At 36.4% G+C, this 18212-nt stretch carries 13 protein-coding genes; all 13 read left to right on the top strand.

The window, feature by feature from the left end:
• Positions 1-35 precede the first annotated feature (35 nt).
• The 13 genes from prsT to ABJD71_RS07590 all read left to right on the top strand — a co-directional run bounded on the left by prsT (position 36) and on the right by ABJD71_RS07590 (position 18210).
• On the top strand, positions 36-2789 hold the full coding sequence (prsT, locus tag ABJD71_RS07650; protein WP_348166971.1) for an XrtA/PEP-CTERM system TPR-repeat protein PrsT: 2754 nt from the start codon (positions 36-38) through the stop codon (positions 2787-2789).
• Positions 2790-2865: 76 nt separating this feature from the next.
• Positions 2866-3993, top strand: coding sequence for a GNAT family N-acetyltransferase (locus ABJD71_RS07645; protein ID WP_348166968.1), 1128 nt, complete (start codon positions 2866-2868; stop codon positions 3991-3993).
• Position 3994: 1 nt separating this feature from the next.
• The gene (locus ABJD71_RS07640) at positions 3995-6586 is read left to right on the top strand and encodes a hypothetical protein (protein WP_348166965.1); all 2592 of its coding nucleotides are present in this window, start codon (positions 3995-3997) and stop codon (positions 6584-6586) included.
• A 29-nt stretch (positions 6587-6615) separates the two neighbouring features.
• Positions 6616-7572 carry a glycosyltransferase family A protein gene (locus ABJD71_RS07635; RefSeq protein WP_348166962.1) on the top strand — a complete coding sequence of 319 codons (957 nt, stop codon included), beginning with the start codon at positions 6616-6618 and terminating at the stop codon, positions 7570-7572.
• Positions 7573-7584: 12 nt separating this feature from the next.
• A complete protein-coding gene (locus ABJD71_RS07630) occupies positions 7585-8700 on the top strand; it encodes a glycosyltransferase (RefSeq protein ID WP_348166959.1) in 1116 nt (371 codons plus the stop codon).
• Positions 8700-9722 (top strand): polysaccharide deacetylase family protein, encoded by a 1023-nt coding sequence (locus ABJD71_RS07625; protein ID WP_348166956.1) that lies wholly within the window; start codon positions 8700-8702, stop codon positions 9720-9722. The genes ABJD71_RS07630 and ABJD71_RS07625 overlap by 1 nt, the downstream gene beginning before the upstream one ends.
• Positions 9719-10759: a FemAB family XrtA/PEP-CTERM system-associated protein gene (locus ABJD71_RS07620; protein WP_348166953.1), complete on the top strand. Its 1041-nt coding sequence runs from the start codon at positions 9719-9721 to the stop codon at positions 10757-10759. Before ABJD71_RS07625 ends, ABJD71_RS07620 begins: the two co-directional genes overlap by 4 nt.
• Before the next feature lie 47 nt (positions 10760-10806).
• Positions 10807-12711, top strand: coding sequence for an asparagine synthase (glutamine-hydrolyzing) (asnB, locus tag ABJD71_RS07615; protein ID WP_348166950.1), 1905 nt, complete (start codon positions 10807-10809; stop codon positions 12709-12711).
• A gap of 65 nt (positions 12712-12776) precedes the next feature.
• Positions 12777-13922, top strand: a complete 1146-nt coding sequence (locus ABJD71_RS07610; protein WP_348166947.1) for a glycosyltransferase — start codon at positions 12777-12779, stop codon at positions 13920-13922.
• 3 nt (positions 13923-13925) lie between these two features.
• Positions 13926-14960 carry a sulfotransferase gene (locus ABJD71_RS07605; RefSeq protein WP_348166944.1) on the top strand — a complete coding sequence of 345 codons (1035 nt, stop codon included), beginning with the start codon at positions 13926-13928 and terminating at the stop codon, positions 14958-14960.
• Between the two features lie 10 nt (positions 14961-14970).
• Complete coding sequence (locus tag ABJD71_RS07600) at positions 14971-16128, top strand: glycosyltransferase family 4 protein (protein WP_348166941.1); 1158 nt, start codon at positions 14971-14973, stop codon at positions 16126-16128.
• Positions 16121-17137, top strand: a complete 1017-nt coding sequence (locus tag ABJD71_RS07595; RefSeq protein ID WP_348166938.1) for a glycosyltransferase — start codon at positions 16121-16123, stop codon at positions 17135-17137. Before ABJD71_RS07600 ends, ABJD71_RS07595 begins: the two co-directional genes overlap by 8 nt.
• Complete coding sequence (locus ABJD71_RS07590) at positions 17134-18210, top strand: glycosyltransferase (protein WP_348166935.1); 1077 nt, start codon at positions 17134-17136, stop codon at positions 18208-18210. Before ABJD71_RS07595 ends, ABJD71_RS07590 begins: the two co-directional genes overlap by 4 nt.
• The last annotated feature ends 2 nt before the right edge of the window (positions 18211-18212 follow it).

Here is an 18212-nt window from a genome sequence, read left to right as displayed (position 1 = left end):
ACATCTAAAGTGAACGCCTACTAAAGGAAAGCGGGATGATAAAAAGCGCTGTTAAAATTGCATTTATTTTATTAATACTTTCGAGCTGCGAACAAAAAAGTTCTGTTGAACTTATACAACAAGCAAATATTTATATTTTGGAGGAAAAACTTAATGATGCGGAGGTAACATTAAAATCCGCCATAAAAAAATATCCTCAAGATAAAAATTTACGGGCTCAATTAGGTACACTGTACCTTAATCAAGGTTTAGCTACCTTATCTGAAAAAGAGCTTCGACGAGCTTTAGAACTCGGCTTTCAAGATGACAAAACAGTCTTAAAATACTTAAAATCTCTAGTGATGCAACATAAAGTAGAAGACACTTTAAATTATTTAGAATCGCTGACCACAACTAATGATAGCCTTAAAATAGCTAGCAATGCCTATAAAGGTATTTCCTATTTAGAACTAAATAACATAATCAGAGCTAGGGTATGGTTTACATCAGCAATAGAAGCCGATACAAAATATAATAAATTTCAAAGCCTTGCCAAAGCATACATTGCCTTTCTTGACCAAGATTTCAATAGCAGTATAAACCTACTAAACAATGTACTCTTATCCGAACCAGATTTCGCAGAAGCTTTGGTTTTAAAAAGCCGTATACATTATTTACAACAAAAATTTACCGATTCAGCTTCTACCTTAGATATTTACCTACATTATTACCCAAATGCTCACTGGTCCAGAATCTATTTTGCACAAGCTTTAGTTCGAGCTGAAAACTATGAAGAGGCAGATATTGAATTAGAAAAGTTGCTAACTCTATTTCCTAATCAACCCCTAATCAACCAGTTAAAGGCTGTTGTTGAATTTGAAAGAAAACACTTCTTACTTGCAAAAGAACATTCTGAGAAGGCTTTGCAATTGGGTGATAAACAAGACACTACCAAATTTATTGCTGGAGTTAGTGCTATGCAATTAGAGAACTATGAGCAAGCGTATAGTTATCTAGAGTCATTAGTAAAAAAAGCACCAATCAACCACCCAATTCATAAACTTTTTTCGATAGCTCAGTTAAAAGTTGGAAATTTTGAAGAGGCGGCTACAACCTTGGAGCAAGTTAGCACATCAACTCAAGAAGATTTCGAACTTTATACTTCAATAAGTTATGGATTAATGAAAAGTGGTCGACTCGATAAAGCTAAGGACTTGATAACAAAAACAGAATCAACACTAGATGGCTCCTTTGAAATGCTTACCCGTTTAGGACAATTAAAATTATCTGTTAATGACTTTTCAGGAATTGATGACTTAAAAGAGTCATTAGAAAAAAACTCAAATCAACTTCAAGCAAAACTCATGCTAGCAACAGCTTATATACAAATTAATGAGTTCACTAAGGCAATTACTTTAGCTTTAGATTGGCAAGCTCAGGAGCCTCAAAATGTTGAAGCTAAAAACTTAGAAGCTTATATCTATTATAAACAAGGTAGATTGGAGCTTGCTGAGAAAGCATACAGGGAGTCGTTGATACTTAACAAAAATAATTTTCGAGCTTATCTTTTTTTAAAAGGTAAGCTGATATCTGAAGGTAAATATGAGCTAGCAGCCAACTTAATGGAAGAGTTTATTGAAATACAACCAAATGATGTAAGGCCATACCTACATTTATATTTAATCAATAAAGAGCAAGGCAAAGGAACTGAATTCGTAAGCTACTTTAAAAAGCAATTTGAAACTTACTCAACAAAAGAGTTCAAAATTGCCCTAGCAAGAATCTATAACTCAGAGCGCATGTATAAACAGGCCGCAGATCTATTGCAAACAAATGTAAAACCAGATCAACTTCCAGAGTTTTATTGGCGTACTTTAGCCCTTGCAGAAATGAACCTTCTTGACTTTGAGTCAACTATAAAAACACTAGACTCTTGGTTAAAAAGCTTTCCAAATAGTGTTTCAGCCATATATTTTAAAGCCATTACTTTAGAAAAGTCAGGAAAAACTACTCAAGCAATAGAAGCGTTAAGCTTGTGGAATAGTAAAAATCAGAATAACCAAATGTATATTGCTGAAGCTTTATTGCAATTAAAAGTTAACAATATATTATTAGCTGAGCGCTCGATACAAAAAGTCACGAACCACAACCTACTTCAAACTGCAACAGGACTCTATGCTCAGGGCCGCATTGCAGCCGCAAAAAAAGCTAACAATGATGCGAAAGAACTACTTTTTAAAAGTTATCAAATATTACCTAAATCTAGAACAGCAATTTGGTTGTCAGAGCAAATTAGAACTATAGATGGAAGAGCAGAAGCAATTGAGTTCTTGCAAGTTCACTTAGCGTCATCCCAAAATGATGTAATTGCTAGAACCCAATTAGCTAATATTATGATAGAAGCCAATGATGAGCGTGCGTACGAACAGTATGCTAAAATCCTCGAATACGCCCCAGAAAATGTTATAGCTTTAAACAACTTAGCTTGGCATGCATTACAAAAAAATCAACTATTCAAAGCAGAAGAGTATGCTGAAAAGGCGCTAGCTATTGCTTCCAACATGCCAGATATTTTAGATACTGTTGCTGCGGTTAAAATAGCGCTAGATGATACTGAAAGTGCTTTAAGTCTATTAGAAAAAGCATATAAAATCGATAACACGCACTCAGGTGTTGCTATTCATTATTCGCAACTACTCACTAAAATAGGAGATAAAGAGGCTGCCTTAGCGATACTAGAAAATATTTCGCCTAAGAATGACGAGCAAAAACTCCAAATGGATGCTCTACGCAAGCAAAGCAAAATCTAAAAAGTGTTTACTTCTATTTCAAGTAGCAAGCTCAACTTGCCAATTAAAATAAACCACGCAGCATTTGAGTTCGGTTGTGCTTTCAGATATTAAAATAAAATATTATCAACCAGATAACCTTGAAGAAATTCAAGAAAAGTGGTCAACATTATTTGATATCTCTTCTGCATCACCTTTCCACAATATTTACTGGATCAACTCTTGGTTAAAATCCTTACCCGTCATTCCTCACTTAATGGAAGCTAGGGAGGCTGGTCAAGTTGTAGGACTAGCCCTATTTTGTGAAAGACAAAAAAGAACTATTTTTGGTACAAAACTCAAACAACTTTGGTTACACAGGTTTGGAGAAGTGGATTACGACCAAGTCTGGATTGAGCACAATGACTTTTTGTTAGCTGGTAAAAATACACATTTCATTCGAAAAGCTATGCTTATATATTTAAAAAATAATAAAACTCTATGGGATGAGCTTTATTTAGGTATGGCAACTGAAAATACTGTCAGTAAGTTTAGTGAAGTATTCAACTTTAAACGGATAGATATATGCTCCCCAGATTTTGTTGTTAACTTAATAAATAAACAAAGTTCGGAAGACTATCTTAAGGATTTGTCAAAAAATACACGTTCACAAATAAACAGATCTCTCAAATTATTGTCACAGCGAGGCTCTATCGAACTAAAACAAGCTAGGACAACACATGAAAAGAACTTATTTTTAACAGAGATCGCAAAAATTCATATTGAAAAATGGGAAAGTACTCCATTTGGCAGTGGCTTTAACAACCCAATATTCAAAAAATTTCACTGTAATGTCTTACATGCTGACACAGAAGGAAAACATTGTAGGCTCTATAGTTTGAATTTAGATAATAAACCAAACGCATATGTTTACATCATTAAAAACAACGAAAAATGGTACTTTTATTTGTCCGCTATCAAAAAAAGCCAAGATAATAAAGTCAAAATAGGACTGGTAATTCATACCTTACTAATTAACGAAGCCATTACTCATGGAGCTAAATGTTATAGTTTCTTAGCTGGAGATGCTAGGTACAAACGTTCAATGAGTAATACATCTGAATCTTTACAACAATTGGTATGCTTCTATCGCCCTACAACCTTAATCCTATGTATTGAAAAGCTAAGAACTATAAAATATCAAATATTGACTCTTTATTCAGACTTAATAAAAAGTAGCAAGTAATATGAAGCTCGAACATTCCGATAAACATGTCATTCCACTCAAAATTACCACTACCGCGGTTAATGAACATGGATTATATGAGCTTGCAGTACCCTTCCCCATCACCTTAGTCAAAAATATAAAACAGGTTCGGTTATTTTCCAATGAACATACAATTGATAGCTCAGTTAAAATATGTGCTTATTGGTCTGATGGTAGTGTCAAATGGCTGTTTGTAAGCTTCTTTATTGAACCAGAAGAGTCAAGAGATTACTCAATTGTTATTTATCAAACACAACAATTACTTTTAGATGTTGTAGATGATTTCAAGGTCATTGAAAAGGCTAATAGGTTAGAGTTAGTTAACTATAAACATAAATTCACTATCAATACATACGAACTTTCACTGTTAATTCATTCGGTTAATGGAACACCTACTCATCCTATTCTTGAACTTTCAAATATAAACCTTAAAGATAATAAACTCGTTTCAATCGGCTATAAAGTGACTAGCACCGATTTTGAAAAACTACTCAACTTAAATGATGGTTCAACAAGCTCAATAAGAATAAAGATATGCGGTTATTATGGGTCACCATCACTCAAAAACTGTGTAAATTTCGAATTTAACCTCACTTTTTTCAAACATACCTCTTATGTAAAGTTAGAGTATGTTTTACATAACCCCAAAGCCGCACTTCATCCAAATGGGCGTTGGGATCTAGGTGATCCAAATTCATATCATTTTGAATCATTGGCTTTAAAGTTTAAAAATTTTGAAACGCCTACAACAAATTACCAAACAGAGTTGATGTCAACGTGGCATACCACTGATAAAAAAGTAGTAAAAATTGAACAATTTACCAGCGGTGGCGAAAACTGGGACAGCCCAGTGCATTTAAATAGCTCCAACAAAATCCCATACTCAATATGTGGATACCACACCACTGAAAATGGCCAAATTTCATACCATGGGCAAAGAGCGACGCCAAAAATCCAAGTTGGCCAACAATTCACAATTACACTCGAACGATTTTGGCAAAACTTCCCTAAAGCAATCGAATTATCCGCAAACACTATTGATGTCAGTATATTTCCTAAACAAGAAGGTAGGTTACATGAACTACAAGCAGGAGAAAAAAAATCCCACATTTTGTGGGTAAGTCTAGAGGACAGATCAGATAACTTAGAGTGGGTACATCACACTCGCCAGGTTAATGTTCCGCTTAGTTGGCTTCAATCAGCGAAAGTACTATACCCATTAGCGTCGTTTCACGAAAATGAAATACTGAGTAAACTGATAAAAACTGCCGTTGACGGAGACAATAGTTTCTTTATTAAAAGAGAAATATTAGACGAGTATGGATGGCGAAACTTTGGAGACATCTATGCAGATCATGAAACAGCAGGGTATGAAGGTAAACATATTTTTGTGTCACATTACAACAATCAATATGATCCGTTAATGGGTTTTATAAAACAATTTTTAGCGACAGGTAACGCCAAATGGTTTGAGTTAGCTGATGACCTAGCCAAACATATTAAAGACATAGACATCTATAATACCCAAGAAGACAAAAACGAATATAACGGTGGCTTATTTTGGCATACGGATCATTACCTTGAAGCACATACATCAAGCCATCGTTCATACTCAAAACACCAAGCTAGCAATGCCTATCAAGATCATGCGGGGGGCGGTGGTCCAGGTGGACAACACTGCTACACAACAGGGTTAATGCTACATTACTTTTTAACCGCGAATGAAAGTTCCAAGACTGTAGTACTCACATTAACCGAGTGGATAACAAATGTTTATGAAGGCTCAGGGACTATCCTAGAGTTATTATTAGCCTTCAGGAATAGGCATCTTGCAGGTAGTAAAAATCATTTCACAGGGCAATACCCATTAGATAGAGGTACTGCAAATTACCTAGTTGCTTTGCTAGATAGTTATGAATTAACACAAGATCAAACATTTTTGACTAAAGTCGAAGATATCATTTCCCATACAGTGCACCCAACCGAATCAGTCGGCCAAAGATCACTAGATGATGTTGAAAACACTTGGTTCTATACTGTGCTACTACAGGCAATGAGTCGTTACTTACATTTAAAACTGAATCAAGGCCAATTAGATGATTGCTTTTATTATTGTAGGGACAGTCTTTTAAATTATGCTCAATGGATGTTAGCTAATGAATATCCTTACTTAGAAAAGCCCGATATATTGGAATACCCCAATGACACATGGACAGCTCAAGATTTAAGAAAAGCGCATGTATTAGCGAGCGCTTATTACTTTTCCCCTGAGAAAAATAAAGAGTATTTAACAAAAGCTAAATACTTTGAAGACTATGTAGCCAAAAGACTTAACGATTCAGAAACCAAAACCTATACTCGAATTTTAGTGTTAACTATGCAAAATTACGGTGCTGTAGCATTTTATCAAAATGCCCCAAAAGTAGAGTTTGATAACCTAAAAGAGGAGTGGCCGAAAGCTAGTTATCAAAAACTTTCATTGGCAACAGCCGTGATAACAACAGTTTTTAGGCGATTACTCAAGCTCTCATTAAAGCGAGAGTTCGAATGGCTAAAAAAACGGCTATCTTAAGCCAGCACTTACAGGAAAAATAATTTCATATGCAAGTATCATTTATTATTCCCCATAAAGGGCGATTTGAAATGCTGATCCAGACCTTAGAATCTATCAGTCTACAAACTTGCAATCAGAATGACATTGAAGTCATTGTGGTTAGTCAAACACCAGAAATTCAGCAACAAGTGTTATCAACAAATACTACCTTATCACTGAGTGTACATATTCGGCCCACATCAGACACAATATCAGCATTGAGAAATTACGGAGTAACAGAGGCTAGTGGAGAATATTTGGCATTTCTAGATGCGGATGTCTACCTATCTCATAATTGGGTTGAGCAAATGCTAACGGCACTCGACCATGATAGTAATCGAATAATCTGCAGTGCCATGCAAATTTGTGAAGAGAGTGCCCCACCATTAGAGAAAATCCGCACGGCTCTAAGTAATGCAGAACTTGATACTGACGTAGCTTTTCTTCCAGGACGGAATTTGTGCTTAAAAAAAACCTCATTTGAAAACATAGGTGGTTTTCCGGAGCATCTCATTACATGCGAGGATTATTATTTCACAGATCAAGCCGCCAAATTGGGAACTTTATTTTACACCTCAAATTCCAACTATATTCATCTAGGCGAAGATAAAGAATATAAAGCTATGTTTGATAAAGAAATCTGGAGAGGACAGTCTAACCTCCAATCAATCTCTGGCCGTCGTATTCCAATCCGAGAATGGCCGAGTTTCGCGGTCCCCCCAGCTATAGTTTTGATGTTAATTACTTCAATAATACTTATTCTTTGTCGCCAGCCCCTAATTGCAATATCAGTTTTTATTTTTGCTGTAATTCCGATTTTTATCTACAGTATTCGACTTTACTCCTTAGCTAACAAAAAAATTCATCTTTGGTATATTGTGCTCTTTTATGTATTTTATTTCCCAGCTAGGGCAATAGGAACACTTTTAGGCTTGTTTAAATCTATTGGCGTAAAAACACTTTAAGGATTAACACAAATGACAAAAACTATAAATGTGTTGCAGTTTATATGCCCAACAGGTTTTTATGGTGCAGAACGATGGGTATTGGCATTATCAAAACATTTAGATGCCAACGTTGTTCGAAGTGACTTAGCAGTGACCATGGAGCCAGGTCAAAAACCACTAGAGCTAGCAAAAGAATACAAGAAACTAAACTTACCTTGTCACACCATAAATATGAAAAGTAAGTTTGACTTATCTGCAGTCGACAAAATGGTAGAACTGATTAAAAAAGAAAATATTCATATTGTGCATACTCACGGTTATAAGTCAGACATTATTGGCGTTTGGGCAGCAAAAAAAGCAGGTATTCCCAGTGTTGTTACGCCCCATGGTTTTGAAAATGCAAAAGACTTTAAGCTAAGACTCTTCATTTGGTTAGGCTGCCAAGCAATGAAGTTTGCAACTAAGGTAGTTCCATTATCCCAACAGTTATTAGACGATGTGTTGTCAATGGGAGTAGCCAGAAGTAAAAGTTTATATATCCAAAATGGTGTAGATTTATCTGAAGTAGAAGCCACTATCGCGCCAAAGCGAGATGATTCAGAAGAGAAACGTATCGGTTTTGTAGGCCAAATGATAAGTCGTAAAAACATTTTCGATATCTTAGATATATTCGAACAACTGCATAAGAAGTACCCCAACACAAAATTAGTGTTATTAGGAGACGGAGACGCACGTTCCGAATTAGAAAGTTACTCAAAGACACTGTCCTGCCAGAGTAAAATTGAGTTTTTAGGATTCAGGGACGACCGTCTGTTGCTATTAAAGTCCTTTGATCTATTTGTCATGACCTCAACACTAGAAGGTATACCTAGGTGCCTGATGGAAGCAACTGCAGCTGGAATACCTGTGGCAGCCTATAATATTCCGGGCATTGATCAATTAATAGAACACCAAAAGACAGGTCTATTAGCACCATTAGGAGAAAAAGAAACCTTACAAAGTTATTGGGAAGAACTATTATTTAATCAAGAATATGCTGATGAACTATCTACTAATGCCAAGGAGTATGTATATGAACATTACTCCGCACACCGAATGGCGAAAGAGTATACTAAATTGTTTAATGAGCTGGTTAAGGAAAACTAATGACCTCAAAGGTAAACACCACAGAGCCTATACTATTTGTATTGTCTATTGATACAGAAGAAGAGTGGGAATGGGGTGAGGCATTTCCACAACAGAATGCTAATGTTTCCAATATTAATAGTATTCCTGCCTTCCAAAAAATATGTGAAGGCTTAAATCTACGACCCACTTATTTTGTAGACTATGCGGTAGCAGACAACGCACAAGCCATTGAAAAGATTCTCCCTTTGGCACATCAAGGAAACTGTGAAATAGGAGCACACCTTCATCCATGGTGTAATCCACCATACTTTGATCCGGTAGGTGAGTTTGAATCGCATGTAATCAATTTACCAAAAGACCAAGTTTCACAGAAGTTAGATACCTTAGTAAAAAAAATAGAACATAGCTTTTCCATTAAACCAAAATCATTTAGAACAGGGCGTTGGGGAATTGACAAAAAAGTGATGAATTTGCTTGTAGAGCAAGGCTTCAATGTAGACTCTAGTGTTTATCCTTTCTATGAAAATGAATACTTTAACTGTAATGGCTCCCCGCCCTTGCCCTACTGGCCTGACTTAAACAACCCCCTTAAAAAATCTTCTCAGAATAAGATATATGAGCTTCCTGTTACCGTTGGCTTTAATCGAAACAATTTTGAATTAGCGAATAAGATCCACACAGCATTTACTAAGCCGCCATTAAGGTGGACTAGGTTTAATGGTATAGCCTGGCATACTAATATCTTAAGAAAAAACTACTTATGTCCAGAATTATCTACACCTAGTGATATGATTTCATTATGTAAATCTGTTATTAATAAAGGTTATCCCATTCTACATATGTATATGCATAGCTCCAGTTTAGTGGATAATAAAAATAGTTTACTTGGTAATAAAGACGCGTTTACCTTTATAACTAACGCCATAAAAACAGTTATTAATGAGTTATCATCTCAATACAATATTGAGTTTTGTACTATATCTGAAGCCGCAAAAAAAATGCAGGCACGTGCTTCTCACAAAGGTAGCGCTATTAAATGAATATCAGGCTGAGTGTAGTAACAGACAAACAGGTTTGGGACCAATACGTAAGTATTCATCCAGATGCTACGCCTTATCACCGCTTCGCTTGGGTTAAAAGTATTGAACAAGCATATCATCATAAAAATGTCAGCTTTATTGCCTTAGAAGGTGATTCTGTCGTTGGAATTTTTCCTTGTATCAGCATGAAAAAGCCGTTTACGAATACTATGTTTTGCTCTCTCCCTTATTGCGACTTAGGGTTTTGTATTGCTGATAACGAACCCATCCGAAAGGCCTTAACTGCGAAAGCTATTGAGTACTTAAACTCTCTTAGAGGAAAGACATTTGAGTATCGAGATACCTGCTCAAAAGAAACAGATGAAGCTACGCTAGAAGGGAAAAAAGTACGTATGCTACTTTCTTTGCCAGAGAATTCTGAAGCTTTAATGTCAGGTTTCAAGTCAAAATTACGTAGCCAAATTCGCAAATCAGAAAAAAATGGTTTGAGCTATAAACTTGCTTCTAATCAGAAAAAGATTGACGACTTTTATCAAATATTCTCAGTTAACATGCGAAAACTAGGCTCACCAGTACATAGCAAAAAATGGTTTGAAACCTTATTTAAAAACTATGGAGATAATATCGTTTTATCTGTTGTATACAGTGAGAATACACCAGTAGGTGCAGGCATAGTGCTAACTAATGGCAATAGAGCCTGCATACCATGGGCCTCAACTGTTTCTGAATACAATAAGTTAGCACCTAACATGATGTTGTACTGGTCTCTATTACAACACGTATCAGATGCAGGAATTACTGAGTTCGATTTTGGTCGTTCTACTTATAACGAAGGTACTTTTAAATTTAAACGTCAATGGGGAGCAGTACCCACCCCCTTAAAATGGTCAAACCTAGCTTCTAATTTAGAAAACGATGATGAAGTAGCAACTAGGACAAATAAAACCAGAGTGTTAGTAGAAAATATATGGTCAAAATTGCCTTTAAAAATGACAACCGTTATTGGCCCGAAAATACGTAGACATATCAGCTTATAAAACATAGCTATAATTGGTTTAAAAATTAGAACACAGGAATTGAGTTAATGTGTGGAATTGCAGGTTTTAGCCATTTTTTTGGAAACATGGGGGATAAAGAAACCCTAAAAGAAATGGGGAATAGTATCTATCATCGCGGACCTGACGCTGGCGGTGAATACATTAATGACAATGTAGGGCTTGCACACCGCCGTTTAGCAATCATTGATTTGTCAGAAGCGGGTGTACAGCCCATGACCTCACATGACGGTCAATATATTATTGTATTCAATGGTGAAATCTATAATTACCTTGCCATCAGAGATGAACTGAGTGCCGCAGGTTACCCTTTTAAAACCCACACAGACACAGAAGTAATACTTGCCCTATACGCTCTAGAGGGGAAGGAAATGTTAAGTAAACTTAACGGTATGTTTGCTTTTGCGCTTTGGGACACGACAACCAAAGAGCTCTTAATTGCTAGAGATAGAGTCGGGAAAAAGCCACTTTATTACCTTAAAACAGATACTCAATTTGCCTTTGCTTCAGAAATTAAAGCGATATTAACCTTACCTAATATCTCTAAAGAAATCCGCTTAGATGCTGTACACGACTTTTTTGCCTATCAATACATTCCTGACCCTAAAACCATATTCAACGATATACATAAGTTACCTCCAGGCCACTTAATGACAGTATCTAATGACGGGATAGAAATAGAACAATATTGGGATGTAACCTTTAGCAAAACCACCACAAAAACCGAACAAGAGCTCACTAAAGAATTATTTGAATTAGCCACTGAGCGCACTAAAGACAGAATGATGAGTGATGTCCCTCTTGGCGCATTTCTAAGTGGAGGTATTGATTCAAGTGGCGTAGTAGCCATGATGGCTCAAAACTCTGAGACTCCTGTTAAAACATGCTCCATTGGTTTTGATGATAAAAAATATAACGAAACTGAGTTTGCTAAAGCAGTAGCAGAGCAATACCAAACCGAACACCATGAATTTACAGTACATCAAAATGTAACCGATAGCTTAGAAGAAATCGTCGCCTACTTTGATGAACCCTTTGCGGACCCTTCGTTAGTGCCTACTTACTTTGTTTCTGAATTGGCTCGCTCTCAGGTGACAGTTGCGATTGCGGGTGATGGCGGAGACGAAGTCTTTGCAGGTTATGAAAAATACACCACTGACGACATCGAAAACCGTCTTCGTAATAAATTCCCAAAAGTACTGCGCAAAAACTTATTTCCTATGCTGTCTAATATGTTTGCTAAAAGTGAATCTCCTATATGCCGTAAAGCGAAGTCACTTTTTTATAGTTTAAGCTTGGAACCTGCAATGGGGTTTTATGTTACAAACTCTCAAATTGAAGATAGATTGTGGAAAAAGTTAGCATCAAATAAAACACTTCAACGACTAGGTAGTTACCATCCTTCGAAAATTACCATAGACGCATACAATAAAGCTGATGGTCCAGACCATGTGTCCAAGATTTTGTATACCGATATGAAAACATATTTACCAGGAGGTATTTTAGTCAAAGTCGATAGGATGAGTATGGCCAACTCTTTAGAAGTAAGAGCCCCAATTTTAGACAAAGACATCATAGAATTTGCAGCCACCCTCCCCTCTTCATTAAAATTCAATAGTGGAGAGAAAAAACATATTCTAAAAGAAGCATTTAAACCAGTTTTATCAGACGACATTTTGTATCGCAAAAAAATGGGTTTTTCCGTACCACTTGCTGCTTGGTTACGAGGTGAAATTAAAGATTTAACCGAAGATTATTTGTTCACTAAGTCCTCAGGTATACAGCAATTTTTCAATATGGAGACTGTAAAAGACTTATGGAGCCAGCACCAACAAAATAAAGCTGACCACAGCAATGTTTTATGGAGCATGCTGATGTTCCAGATGTGGTGGTTTAAATATATACAAGTTGAGCAACACTCAGATGAAGCTTAAGAGAATCTTAACGTCTAAACTCTTGATTATATTAATTTACCACCAAGCGATTGTGAGACATATTCATGGCTAAAATAAAAGTTCTACATGTGACGTATGACATGAGAATTGGTGGTACCGAACAAGTCATAAAAAACTTAATTCAAGGATCTGACAAAAACATTTTTGAGATGTCGATTCTATGTATAGAGTCTCCACTGGGCCCTTTTGCAAATGAATTACTTGAACAAGGTATAGTAATTCAAGCCTTATCTAGACAGCCTGGCTTCGACACAAAGCTTATTAAGCACATACGCAATCATATAAAAGAAAACAAAATTGATATCGTACATTGTCATCAATACACACCTTATGTATATGGGTTGTTTGGAAGTTTCTTCACCGACTCTAAGGTCGTTTTTACAGAACACGGGCGCTTTTACCCAGACTCAAGTAGCTGGAAACGGAAATTACTTAATCCAGTACTCAATACTTTTACAGCAGCTACAACGGCGATATCTGCGGCTACGAAGCAAGCATTGTCTGAGTTTGAAAATATCCCAATCAGTAAAATACAAGTTGTCTATAACGGTATATTTGGATTAAAAAAAGATGAAAACAAAACTACTTTATTAGCACAAGAGTTAGCTTTTTCTGAGCATATTCCTTGTATAGGAACTATCGCGAGGTTAGATCCGATTAAAAACCACAGCATGATGTTAAGTGCTTTCAGGCGAGTTTTAGATGAAGGAATAAGTTGTAAATTGATATTGGTTGGTGACGGAGAAGAAATGTCAAACATTGTCAAATTGGTTGAGCAACTAAACCTTCAAGATGATGTAGTTTTAACTGGCTACGAATCTAAACCACAAAACCATTTAGCTTTAATGGATATATACTTATTACCTTCCTTAAGTGAAGGGACGTCTATGACCTTACTAGAAGCAATGTCTATGGGTAAACCTTGCATAGTTACCCATGCGGGAGGCAACCCAGAAATAGTATTAAATGACATCACAGGTTTAGTCACACCAAATGACGATGAAGCCGCTTACGCAAAAGCAATTATACGTTTATTAACTGACTCAGAATTACAGAAGGATTTTGGAAAAGCTGGTAAAGAACGATTTAATTCAGAGTTTAGTATCCCCATTATGGCAAATGCTTACAAAGCCATTTATTTAAAATGTTTACCTAAAAACAAACAGCCCTCTGCTAAGCTGAACGGATAAAAAATGACTTCAAAAATAAAACAACAAGTCATCGATATTTTCTTAAAATTTCTTGGCCGAGAAGAAATTCAAAATGAATTGCGAGAGCAAATAAACCAAGCGTCTTGTATATTGCCGGTAATAGAAAACACCCAGTCCCCCTACACCCCTGATACTATTAGTGAACTTTCGCATCCTTCATTGCGAGATGATATTGTATTTATAACAAGTCGTTTTCGTAGTGGTTCGACTCTACTTTGGAACTTGTTCAGACAAACTCAAGACTGCACTTCATATTATGAGCCTTTCAACGAAAGGCAATGGTTTAACCCTGAGTTAAGAGGCAATAATGTTGATAATACCCATAGAGGAGTAGCCGATTATTCAGCGGAATATAATAATTTAACAGGCCTATCCAAACTCTATAATGAAAATTGGATCAGACAACAATTGTTGATGACAGAAAGTAGCTGGAATCCAAATATGAAAGCTTATATTGAATCCTTGATCGATGCTGCTACTGGACGTCCCATATTACAGTTTAATAGAATTGACTTCAGATTACCTTGGCTCAAAAAGCATTTTCCAAATGCCAAAATCATTCACTTATATCGTCATCCAAGAGACCAATGGTGTTCCTTTTTGACAAATAAAAATATCATGAATAAAAATGATGTAGAACATACCTATCAAGATGCATTTTATTTAGATGTTTGGTGTAAAGATTTATCACAGCATTATCCTATATTATCTAAAATTAACACACCTCATCCCTATCAGAGATTCTATTATTTATGGAAACTCTCATACTTACATGGCGTAGCTCACAGCAATCATAATTTAAGCTTTGAGCAATTAACTGAAGACCCCGAAAAGCAAATTAAAGAGCTCTATGATGTTTTAAATATCTCTAAAAACGGCATAAGTGAACTGTGTGGGGTAATTCAAGCCCCCCCCAAGAATCAATGGCAAAAGTATGCAAGCAATGAATGGTTTGAGCAACATGAAGAAATTTGCGAAAACAATCTAACCTTACTGCTCAACGGCACTCCAACTTAAGAACTATGCAATGAAAAAAACATTATTATTTAGTGAAATTTTTCCTCCAAAACATGGTGGAAGCGGCCGGTGGTTTTGGGAAGTATACAGCCGACTTGATCCTAATAAGTACGTTATTCTGGCAGGCACAACACCAGAGCAGAAGGAATTTGACGATGAGGCAAATTTAACAATAGAACGAATCACGTTTAAATATAAAAAATGGTCTGACTGGGGACTTCTGTCAATCTCTGGAATAGTTTTCTATATTAATTTGTTTATCGACACATGGAAAGCGATAAAAAAACACGAAATTGACGTAATTCACTGTGGTAGATGTATTCCTGAGGGCTTTATTGCATACCTTATTAAGGCAACCTTAAAAATACCTTACTACTGCTATATTCACGGCGAAGATGTTGAAAATGCAGCAACCAGTCGCGCATTTAGCTGGATAGTTCGTCGAGCCCTAAAAGGTGCAGACCTATTAATTTGTAATAGTCAAAACTCTAAACGAGTACTACTGGCTCATTGGGATGTAAACCCTGAGTTAACAACGGTAATAACTCCCGGGGTTGATACAAATACATTCAAACCAGCTCCAAAAAGCCTAGAATTACGAGCTAAGTTTGGTTGGAATGAACGCCCAGTTTTACTCACTGTATCGCGATTAGAGTTACGAAAAGGTCATGCCACTCTAATTGAAGCTTTAGTCGATATAAAAGCCAAAATTCCTGACGTTCTCTACGCCATAATCGGAGGTGGACCTCAAAAACCAGAGCTTGAAAAATTGGTTTCGGAACTCAGCCTCGAAGATAATGTAATGTTTATGTCCGAATTATCAGATAGACAAATGATAGAGTGTTATCAACAAAGCGATATTTTTGTTCTACCTAACAGAGATATTGGACGGAACATAGAAGGCTTTGGGATAGTTATGATAGAAGCTCAAGCTTGTGGAGTTCCTGTCATTGGCGGAAACTCGGGCGGTACTCCTGAAACCCTAATCGAAGGTAAAACTGGCTACATTGTTGATTGTAATACACCTAAACCATTAAGTAATAAAGTCCAATTTATGCTTGCTAATCCCAACGAACTTCGTGAGATGAAATTAAATGCCCGCGCGCACTCAATAAATTATGATTGGGGAATATTGTCTCAACAACTGGAAAGCAAATTTAATGAATGAGCAAATACCCCCAACAGTAAGTGTTATCGTTCCTTTATATAACAGAGAGAAATTTTTACCTCAGTTGTTTGACACCCTAAACACGCAAACTTTCAAAGATTTTGAGGTTATTTTAATTGATGATGGGAGTACCGACAATACCCAGCAATGGTTGCAGGAACACTCATTAGCATACGGTCAATATGTCACATATAGATATCAAGAGAATGCAGGCCCCTACATCGCTAGAAACTTGGGACTCAGTTTAGCTAAAGGTCAATATATAGCCTTTCAAGATAGTGATGATGAATGGCCTAATTACCATTTAAACAACTTCGTAAAAGCACTAAATGAAAACCCAGATATTGATTGGCTTTTTGGCTCTTTACAAAGAATTGACCATGATACTAGAGAAATTAAAGAATCAAGTAACTTCATTATGGCCGATGGCAGTCGCCACCCTTTCGTAAGCCTACTCACTGAAAAAAGAAACGCTATATCAGTCATTGTTGACGAAAATATAAAAACTGTTGCCATTGAACACTGTGTACCAGGAAGTACTCAATGTGCGATTATTAGAAAAAGTATATTTGAAAAAAACGTTTTTGACGGAAGTTATAGAACAGCCTATGACAGGTTTTATGCAATAAAATCAGTACTACGGGGACACAAGTTTGCCTTTGTAGATACCACACACCAAATTTACCATATACATGATGCCCACATCTCACTTGTCGCTGGAGCATCTCCCGAAAAAGCTGAACGCAGCGCAAAAACCATGCTTCGGGGTTATTCCTCATTATTAGATTTAGCCCATACAAAACAAGAAAAATTAACCATAAAAAAACAATTGGCAAAGGTTAACGCTTGGGAGTTATCTATTGCATTAAAAGACCTTGGAAAACTTAAAGCATCCTCTAGTGCCATGTTGCAAGCATGGAAGTTAGACCCTAGCAATTGGAGGTTTGCAAAATCTTATCTAGTGAGTTTACTGAGGTTGTGCCTAGCTCGTTTAGGCATAAAACCATGAGCAAGAAGAAAGACTTAGTGATATTTGCGCCTAACTGGTCTAAGAATAATCCCTATCAAAATTTATTAGCTGATAGTATTTCTGATAAATATGAAGTGAAAATGCAAAATTATCCAGCGGGATTTAGACCATTTACGAGTTTGCATAAACAGAATCCCACCATGACAGTTTTGCACTTACATTGGGTTGCTGATCTTGTTCACCGTTTAAGTTGGTCAAAGTCATCACTGTTTTTTTATATCAAATTAGGCTTGATGTTATATGACTTATGGAGGCTAAAAAAAAGTGGTATTAAGGTAATCTGGACCGTACATAACAAGCTTTCTCATCAAGGTTTAAATAAGAAAAAAGAGCTATTGATAAGGCGCCAATTTTGCCGTTTTGTCGATGAAATAATCCTACATAGCACTCAAGCCACTGATCTTGTAAGTAAGCTGTATGAATACCCGCTATCAGAAAAAGCAAACGTAATATCCCATGGTAACTATGAATATAGCTACCCTAAACCATCTGCCAGTAAGATTAATTTAAGAAAAAAGTTTAATTTTGAGCCTGACGTTACCAATATTCTATATTTTGGTTCTATCAGGCCATATAAAGGTGTGGACAACTTAATTGACTCTTTTAATCAACTCAATTTTACTATTAACAGCTCACGCTTAACATTAGCGGGAGGGGTATCTGATCCAAACTATAGAAACCAGCTTTTAGAAAAGATAAAATTGAATAAACACATAACGGCCGTCTTCGATTTTTTACCAGAGCAGCAATTAGTTGACCAAATATCTGCTGCAGATATTGTTGTAATCCCTTTTGCCGACACTTTAACTTCAGGTTCAACCATCCTAGCCATGACCCAAGGGAAGCCATTAATATTGCCAGAAAAAGCAAGAGTATTTGGGTGTGTCCCCGAAGAAGGGGTAAAGTATTTTGCAAACACAGCAGAACTCACATCAGTACTACAAAATATTCACACACTTCCACTACAGGCAATGGCAAAAACTAATAGAGCAGCAGCTCTTAACTTGACTTGGGAAAAAGTTGGCGGACTTACCAAACAGTGCTATTCATAACA

The organism is Paraglaciecola sp. (genome assembly GCF_039943935.1).
In the GTDB taxonomy this organism is placed as follows: domain Bacteria; phylum Pseudomonadota; class Gammaproteobacteria; order Enterobacterales; family Alteromonadaceae; genus Paraglaciecola.
Note: the sequence above shows the minus strand (reverse complement) of the source record. Positions and strands in the feature narration are given on the sequence as shown.

Bases quoted from the DNA above. Each gene is read 5' to 3' on its own strand.
- ABJD71_RS07630 (WP_348166959.1), top strand. From the start codon at position 7,585: ATGACAAAAACTATAAATGTGTTGCAGTTTATATGCCCAACAGGTTTT.
- ABJD71_RS07620 (WP_348166953.1), top strand. From the start codon at position 9,719: ATGAATATCAGGCTGAGTGTAGTAACAGACAAACAGGTTTGGGACCAA.
- ABJD71_RS07610 (WP_348166947.1), top strand. From the start codon at position 12,777: ATGGCTAAAATAAAAGTTCTACATGTGACGTATGACATGAGAATTGGT.
- ABJD71_RS07635 (WP_348166962.1), top strand. From the start codon at position 6,616: ATGCAAGTATCATTTATTATTCCCCATAAAGGGCGATTTGAAATGCTG.
- ABJD71_RS07605 (WP_348166944.1), top strand. From the start codon at position 13,926: ATGACTTCAAAAATAAAACAACAAGTCATCGATATTTTCTTAAAATTT.
- ABJD71_RS07640 (WP_348166965.1), top strand. From the start codon at position 3,995: ATGAAGCTCGAACATTCCGATAAACATGTCATTCCACTCAAAATTACC.
- asnB (WP_348166950.1), top strand. From the start codon at position 10,807: ATGTGTGGAATTGCAGGTTTTAGCCATTTTTTTGGAAACATGGGGGAT.
- ABJD71_RS07595 (WP_348166938.1), top strand. From the start codon at position 16,121: ATGAATGAGCAAATACCCCCAACAGTAAGTGTTATCGTTCCTTTATAT.
- prsT (WP_348166971.1), top strand. From the start codon at position 36: ATGATAAAAAGCGCTGTTAAAATTGCATTTATTTTATTAATACTTTCG.
- ABJD71_RS07590 (WP_348166935.1), top strand. From the start codon at position 17,134: ATGAGCAAGAAGAAAGACTTAGTGATATTTGCGCCTAACTGGTCTAAG.
- ABJD71_RS07600 (WP_348166941.1), top strand. From the start codon at position 14,971: ATGAAAAAAACATTATTATTTAGTGAAATTTTTCCTCCAAAACATGGT.
- ABJD71_RS07625 (WP_348166956.1), top strand. From the start codon at position 8,700: ATGACCTCAAAGGTAAACACCACAGAGCCTATACTATTTGTATTGTCT.